The organism is Trebonia sp., assembly GCF_049794275.1.
Classification (GTDB): domain Bacteria; phylum Actinomycetota; class Actinomycetes; order Streptosporangiales; family Streptosporangiaceae; genus Trebonia.
The window spans coordinates 1-6,937 of the sequence record NZ_JBARCR010000825.1 but is presented as its reverse complement, the minus strand read 5'-3'; the positions used below and the strand labels follow the sequence as shown (position 1 = coordinate 6,937).

6 protein-coding genes and 1 pseudogene are annotated in these 6,937 nt (G+C 69.6%); 4 read left to right on the top strand and 3 right to left on the bottom strand.

Annotation, left to right across the window (positions count from 1 at the left end; genetic code table 11):
• The coding region (locus WA805_RS21500; protein ID WP_425243227.1) for an RNA polymerase subunit sigma-70 at positions 1-705 on the top strand (705 nt) is incomplete at its 5' end.
• Positions 706-826: 121 nt separating this feature from the next.
• Here WA805_RS21500 and WA805_RS21495 read toward each other — a convergent pair.
• Positions 827-1,024, bottom strand: a complete 198-nt coding sequence (locus WA805_RS21495) for a hypothetical protein (RefSeq protein WP_422287704.1) — start codon at positions 1,022-1,024, stop codon at positions 827-829.
• Positions 1,025-1,161: 137 nt separating this feature from the next.
• Between WA805_RS21495 and WA805_RS21490 the strand changes: the two genes are divergently transcribed.
• From WA805_RS21490 to WA805_RS21480, 3 genes are all read left to right on the top strand, one after another.
• On the top strand, positions 1,162-1,890 hold the full coding sequence (locus tag WA805_RS21490; RefSeq protein ID WP_422287702.1) for an SDR family NAD(P)-dependent oxidoreductase: 729 nt from the start codon (positions 1,162-1,164) through the stop codon (positions 1,888-1,890).
• 172 nt (positions 1,891-2,062) lie between these two features.
• Positions 2,063-2,800: a DUF899 domain-containing protein gene (locus WA805_RS21485; RefSeq protein ID WP_422339652.1), complete on the top strand. Its 738-nt coding sequence runs from the start codon at positions 2,063-2,065 to the stop codon at positions 2,798-2,800.
• Between the two features lie 75 nt (positions 2,801-2,875).
• On the top strand, positions 2,876-3,709 hold the full coding sequence (locus WA805_RS21480) for an SDR family NAD(P)-dependent oxidoreductase (protein ID WP_422339651.1): 834 nt from the start codon (positions 2,876-2,878) through the stop codon (positions 3,707-3,709).
• Between the two features lie 405 nt (positions 3,710-4,114).
• Here WA805_RS21480 and WA805_RS21475 read toward each other — a convergent pair whose 3' ends face one another.
• Together WA805_RS21475 and WA805_RS21470 are read right to left on the bottom strand one after the other, a co-directional pair.
• Complete coding sequence (locus WA805_RS21475) at positions 4,115-5,782, bottom strand: CocE/NonD family hydrolase (protein WP_425243226.1); 1,668 nt, start codon at positions 5,780-5,782, stop codon at positions 4,115-4,117.
• Positions 5,783-6,743: 961 nt separating this feature from the next.
• A pseudogene (locus tag WA805_RS21470) lies at positions 6,744-6,937 on the bottom strand (XRE family transcriptional regulator); the annotation flags it as partial.

Genomic DNA, 6,937 nt, shown 5'->3' with positions numbered 1-6,937 from the left:
CCGTTGGAGGTGGCGTCGGAGGTGCCGTGGCTGCAGCCGCTGCCCGACGCGCTGGTCACTGCGGACCTGGAGGACCCGGCGGCCGTCACGGCCTCGCGGGCCGGTGTCAGGCTGGCCTTTGTCGCGGCGCTGCAGTACCTGTCCGCCCGGCAGCGCGCGATGCTGATCATGCGGGACGTGCTGGAGTGGCCGGCCGCCGACGTGGCGGAGCTGCTGGGCACGACGACCACGGCGATCAACAGCGGCCTGCGCCGCGCCCGTACTCAGCTCGCGCGGGTGATGCCCGCCGAGGACGAGCTCGCCGAGCCGGACGACGCGGTGCAGCGGGCCGTGCTGGAACGGTTCGCGGCGGCGATCGAGCACGCCGACGCCCGTGCGATGGCCGAACTGTTGCGCGCGGACGTCGTCTTGGAGATGCCGCCGTTCCTGACGTGGTTCGCCGGCCGGGACGCCGTGGCGGGCTTCGTCGGGTCGCAGCTGCTCACCGCGCCCGGGGCCGACCGGCTGGTGCCGGTGACCGCGAACGGGCAGGCGGCGTTCGCCGTCTACCGGCGCGACGAACGCGGGGTGTACCGGGCGCACGCGCTGCAGGTGCTCACGCTCACCGCGACAGGCATCGCCCGGATCGTCGCCTTCGCCGACCCGGGTCGGTTCACGTCGTTCGGCCTGCCGCCGGAGCACCCGGCCGAGCCGGCGCGGACGTAGGCGACCGCCACTGCGGCGCTGACCAGGGGACTGAAGCTGCCCGGATCAGCCGTCGGCTATGCGCTGGCCAGCACCGCTATGGTCACGCCGCAACTGCTGCCGCGACCCACTCCCAGCCCGCCTAGGACCTGGCGATGTTGCCGGGCCACGTCACCGACTCGGCCGAGGTGCTGCACGAGGCGATCAGCGCCGGCCGCATCGGTATCCGCGGGGCGCCGGGGGATCCGGCCCGGTCCCGCGGTTGCGCGGGCAGCTGGCCCCGCTGCTCGTCACCTCGGACGTCCGGCCCGGGCTGTTCGCTGATCCGGTTCCGCTGCACCGCCCGGCCTGCCCCGGTGACGAACCCGTCGCCTTTCTCGGCCGCAGGCCGTTCCGCGGCGATTCCGAGGGGTCCGCCTGGTCTGCATAAGTAGGGGCGCCGCAGCGGGCGGTGCCGAACCGAAAGGCAGATCAGAGATGATTATCGACGGCAAGACGGTCCTGGTGACCGGGGCCAGTCGCGGCATCGGGCAGGCGCTGGTCGAGGAGGCCCTACGACGTGGCGCGGCGCGGGTGTATGCCGCTACCCGTCACCCGGTCGCTGACCCTGATGAGCGGGTCACGCCACTGAATGTGGACGTGACCAGCGCAGTGCAGATTCAGGAAGCCGCCGGGAGAGTCGAGTCTCTCGATGTCCTCATCAACAATGCCGGTGTCCAGCCTCTCGATGACCTGAGCGATCCTGCCGCGCTCGAGCGGGCCCTGGCCGTCAACCTGCTCGGCCCCTACCGGGTGAGTCAGGCATTCCTGCCAGCGCTGACTCGTTCCCGGGGAACAATCGTCAACAACGTGTCCCTGGCGGCCCTGGCCCCGGTGCCGTTCGCGCCGGCGTACTCGATCTCGAAGGCGGCTGCGTTGTCTTTGACGCAGTCGCTGCGGATGCTGCTGGCGCGCCACGGCGTGAGCGTGCGCAGCGTCCTCACCGGCCCCGTCGACACGGAGATGACCCGAGGCCTCGAGATTCCCAAGGCCTCGCCCGAGTCCGTGGCGCGAGCGATCTTCGACGGCATCGAGAACGGAGACGAGGACATCTTCCCCGACGTGCTGTCCCAGGCCCTGGCCGAGGGCTGGCGCGCCGGCGTGGCCAAGCAGTTCGAGCGCCAGAACGCAGCATTGCTGCCCCCCGCCGAACCCGTCGCGAGCTGACACCCGAAGTGACATCGTCCGCTGCCGTGCAGGCAGGACGCGTCGCGGCCCGCAGTCGCGCCACCGATGTGCGCCTCACCGGTGGCGCGACCGGCATCCGCCGACGCCACGATCTGCTCACCGATCCCCAGAAACATTCATCCTTAGAGAGGCCCGCAAGGTGGACACCACCATGAAGACACCCCCAATCGTTACGGCGCAAGAGTGGGAGGCAGCACGTCAGCAACTGCTCGTGAAGGAGAAGGAGTTGACTCGCGCGCGAGACGCGCTGGCCGCGGAGCGCCGGCGGATGCCGTGGCTGGCGGTGGAGAAGGAGTACGAGTTCGGCGGGCCTGAGGCCACCGCGAGCCTGCTCGACTTGTTCGAGGGCCGCCGTCAGCTGGTCGTCTACCGCGCCTTCTTCGAGCCGGGCGTGGACGGCTGGCCCGGCCACGCGTGCCGCGGCTGCTCGCTGGTGGCCGATCAGGTCGCCCACGTCGCCCATCTGAACGCTCGTGACACCACACTCATGTTCGTCTCGCGCGCGCCGCAGCCTGACATCGCGCGGGTGAAGGCGCGGATGGGCTGGACGATGCCCTGGTACACCATCACAGACGACTTCGACGCCGACTTCGGCGTGGACGAGTGGCACGGCACGAACGCGTTCTTCCGCGACGGCGACCAGGTGTTCCGCACCTACTTCATCAACAGCCGCGGCGACGAGGCGATGGGGAGCACCTGGAGCTACCTCGACATCACAGCGCTCGGGCGCCAGGAGCAGTGGGAGGACTCGCCTGCGAGCTACCCGCAAACCCCACCGTACGAGTGGTGGAACTGGCACGACGAATACAGCGACACTCAGCCGGCCCAGCGGTGGAGCGCCCAGGTCGAGCGCGGAATCCAAGCTGGTCAAGCACGGCGACGCCCGTGACGCACGGAGGCCATCGTGAGGGTGAGTCGAAGAACGTGGAGCTGCTGAGCAAGCGGGTGCGGCAAAGTGGTGCACATGAGTCGAGTTGCCATCGTGACCGGCGCCAATCAGGGTCTCGGGTTCGCTCTCGCTGAGGGCCTGGTGCAGCGTATGGCCGCCGGCGACGTCGTCTACCTCACCGGCCGTAGCGGCGATCGCCTGCGCGATGCGGCGACGCGGCTCACCGCACCAGTCGCAGACGTCGACACCCATGTTCTCGACGTGCGCGACGGTGCCGCGGTGGCCGCGTTCGCCGGCGAGCTGCGCGACCGTCACGGCGGGGTCGACATCGTCTTCTCCAACGCCGCCGCCCGGCTGACCCCGCAAACGCCGTGGAGCGAGCTAATCGAGCCGTTCGTCGACACCAATAACCTCGGAACCACCAGGATGCTGCGCGCGTTCTCCCCGATCCTGCGGCCTGCCGGGCGCCTGCTCGTCGTGGCCAGCGACTTCGGCACGCTGAACAACCTGCCCACGTCACTGCACGACCGGTTTGACACCGACACGATGAGCCTGGACGACGTGGACGCCACCATGCTGGCCTGGCGCGACGCAGTACTCGCGGGGACAGCCGGCGCCGAGGGCTGGCCCGACTGGATCAACATCCCGTCCAAGGTGGGTCAGGTCGCCGCCGTGCGGGTGCTCGCCAGGGACCGCCGCGAGGCCGACAAGCGAACGGACACGCTTATCGCCGCTGTCTGTCCCGGCCTCATCGACACGGCGGCGTCACGCCCTTGGTTCGATGACATGAGCAGCGCGCAAACCCCCGCGCAGGCCGCCACCGATCCGCTGCGCCTTGCCCTGAATCCAGTCAGCCCCGACACCTACGGCGAGCTCGTGCAGTTCGGCCGCGTCCGTCCCTGGCTCTGATCGCGATACAGCCAGATCGCCGGCAGCAGCGGGCGGTTCCAGCTCGGCCGCGGTCGCCCTCGTCGGCCTGAAAACGGGTGGTGGCGAGCAGGGCATGGAGCCTTCGGACAGATAGCGGCGTTCGCCGACCTGCCTTTCGCCTGGCCGGCGCCGGCCAGGCGCAGCAAGCTCCACGCGCGGAGACGCACCGAGGCCCGGGGACCATCTCGGAGCGAGTTCGACGGGACGCCAAACCAGGATCACACTAAGGACCGACGCCGCCAGATCTCGCCAGACCGAGCCGGACGTCCCCAGACACCAAAGCCGCCCTGAACTTCGGTATCCGGACCCAGCGCGAAGCCGTCAGACGGAATCGTGCTGGATGGCATGCAGGCGGTCATGTCAGGGACGACGAACGCGCCGCGGTCAGCCGCGGGCGTCGCTTGCCGGGAGGATCGGGAGGATGATTCGGGACGGGTGGCCGGGGCCGGTGTGGATGCGGTGCGGGCCGGCGTTGACCGTGTCCTCGTGCCGGGCATAGGTCAGCGGCTTGGGGTATCGCTTGATGTCGGTGCCCTGCACGATCAGCAGCAGTCCCTCGCCGGCCTCGAACCGGGTGCCGGAGGGGAGGATCTCGATCTCGGCCTCGATGACCTGCCCGCGCGGGACCGGGAGTGCGCGGCGGTGGGCGAGGACGGTCAGGAACTCGGTGCTGAGCTCCGGGTCGGGCTCACGGTGTGAGGCTCGCAGCCAGCCGACCGCGACCGGCCCGTCCTCGAACTGGGCGTAGTACGGGAACCCGACGACCTCGCCGTCACGGCCGGTCTTGAACAGCGCGGCGAACAGGTCGAGATCGTCTGCCTCGGGGGCCTCGACGTGCAGGATCAGGCGGCAGTGCCCGACGATCTCGGCCGGCTCGCCGAAGGTCATGGTGAACCGGGCATCGGCCGGGCCCGGCGCGCTGCCCAGCGAGTCGTACTCCGCTACCGCGGCAGCGCCGGGCGGGTGCGGGAGCATAGCTTCCTGCGCCGCGTCCAGGTACCAGGACCGGTATTCGGTGTCCTTGGGCGGCCAGTCCCCGGCGGTGCGGCGGGTGCCCTGGCAGGAGCGCTCCCGTACCTCCATCCGGACCCGTGGCCAGTCCAGGACGCCGCGGTCGGTGCCGCGCAGGAACTGGTCGAAGAACGCGCGCTGCCGCTCGACGTTCTCCGGGTCGTAGTAGTACCCCCACTTCTTGCGGCCGTGCACGTCGAGCCACTTGTGCTCCGAGGAGATCCGGCGGAAGCCCTCCAGCGTGCCGCGCGAATGCAGGCCCTGGTCCGACCAGCTGGCCACGACGAACGCGGGCACCCGGATCTCCTCGAGCCTGGCGGCTTTGGAGGCCCAGAACTCGTCGAACCACGGGTGCTGCCCGGTCTCGGCCTCCAGGTCCTCGATCATGCCCGTGCCGGCGCCCCACCGGTCCCAGATGTAGGGCCAGAAGGACGTCTCCGGGATGCCGCCGTGCCGGACGACCTCGCGGTAGGTGTCGGTCCAGCCTTCCCACGGGTTGATCGCCGCCAGGTGCGCAGGATTGAGCTCGGCCACCCGCCACTGCGTCTGCGTCAGGTACGACACTCCGGACAGCCCGACCCGTCCGTTGCTCCACGGCTGCGTGCCGGCCCACTCGATCAGGTCCGCGTACGCCCTGGCCTCCTCGGGCGACAGGTAGGTCGCCGGCCCCTCCGAGTACCAGGTGCCCGGGATGTCGGCGATCACGATCGCGTAGCCGTGCGGGACCCAGTACCCGGGGTCAGGCGCCTCGAAAGTCGTCAGCGGGGAGGTCCACTCCGGGCGCACCCCGCTGCGGGGATAGATCCGGCCGATGGGGGCCGGGTTGTGCTTGCCGTACGGCGACCAGCCGATAATCGGCGCAGCAGGCTCGCCGCCCGCCGGGCGGTAGACGTCCACCCAGATCGTCGCGCCTGAACCAGTCAGGACCGCGACATCACGGTCGATCACCATGCCCGGCCTGGTCTCGGTGCGCGGCTCAGGCGGCTGGCCCGCCCGCGACCCGGGCGTGTTGCGCGGGCCGCGGAAAAGGTAACCGCTCACGCTCATGACCGTCCGTCTCCCAGCCCGAGTCCGGAGTCCGGCATCTAGCTGACCATCGTCTTCTCGGCAACCATGCTGTCCTCGCTGACCGGTCGTGGCGCCTGTCCGGAACCCGCGCTTGCCACGCGGTGGCGCCGCCCGCTGACATAACACTCCTGGGCCTGGACCGCCGGTTCCTGTGCGTATCAGCCAGTATGAGCCAGGCAGAGGCCGCGGTCTTCTGAAGCGCTACCCAAGATTTGACCCGGGCCTCCTGTGATCCGCACAACCGTGACCGCCATAGACATGTCATGCCGCCGGCCACGCTGGTGACCGCAGGGAGGACCCCTTGGTCGCGCCAAGAACGCGTTCCGCGACGACGGCCTAGTCTTCCCGCTGACTTTCCTGGGCATCGCGATCACCACCACGGTGACCGGCATCTTTTTGGGCTTCTCGCGGCCGAACGATGCTTGTCCGGGGAGCCAAGCGGGGAGCCATCAGCGGTCGGCATAGGGCCACACGAGGCTTTGCCGGGCGTTCGATATATGCGTTTCAACTGCTATCTAGCCACAAGGGACGACGCTGAGCGACAGCGGTGGCCTCGTTCGCATCGAGGGTCAGCGCTCTTGTCAACTCCTCCCCTGCACGCCAAGGTCCCGTTCCAACGATGCGCGCTTCGGCATCTCACTCACATGCCGATGACAGCACGTCCGGCGGCGATGCTGATGCAGACTTCCGAATAGCCATGCCTGAAGTCTCGCGTTCACGCACTTATCTCGTGAGCCAGATAGCCGAGACCCTCGCGCACGTGGGTGCCACCCTCGGCGCGGTAATCATCACCTTTATCGGCGACGAAGAGTCAGAGGGACTGGCCCGGCGCGTCCCTTCTGGCAGCGGTTCCAGCCCTTTGGTGTCGGCCATCTCTGCGAGATCGCGGTGAGCGTGGAGCTGCTTGGCCAGCCCGGTGGCGCTCCGGGGCTGGTCAGTCCTCCTCGGAGCCGGTCTCGGGGAAGGGGCCGCCCGGCCCCAGGTGGGTGCGCGTGCCGTCGTGGTCGAGGATGCACAGGATCTCCGCGGCTTCCTCTCGCACGCCGAACGCGTGCGGCTCCATCGTGGAGAACTCGGCCGCCTCGCCGGCCCGGACGAGGATGGTCCGCTCGCCCAGCCGCAGCACGA

Bases quoted from the DNA above. Each gene is read 5' to 3' on its own strand.
- WA805_RS21490 (WP_422287702.1), top strand. From the start codon at position 1,162: ATGATTATCGACGGCAAGACGGTCCTGGTGACCGGGGCCAGTCGCGGC.
- WA805_RS21485 (WP_422339652.1), top strand. From the start codon at position 2,063: ATGAAGACACCCCCAATCGTTACGGCGCAAGAGTGGGAGGCAGCACGT.
- WA805_RS21480 (WP_422339651.1), top strand. From the start codon at position 2,876: ATGAGTCGAGTTGCCATCGTGACCGGCGCCAATCAGGGTCTCGGGTTC.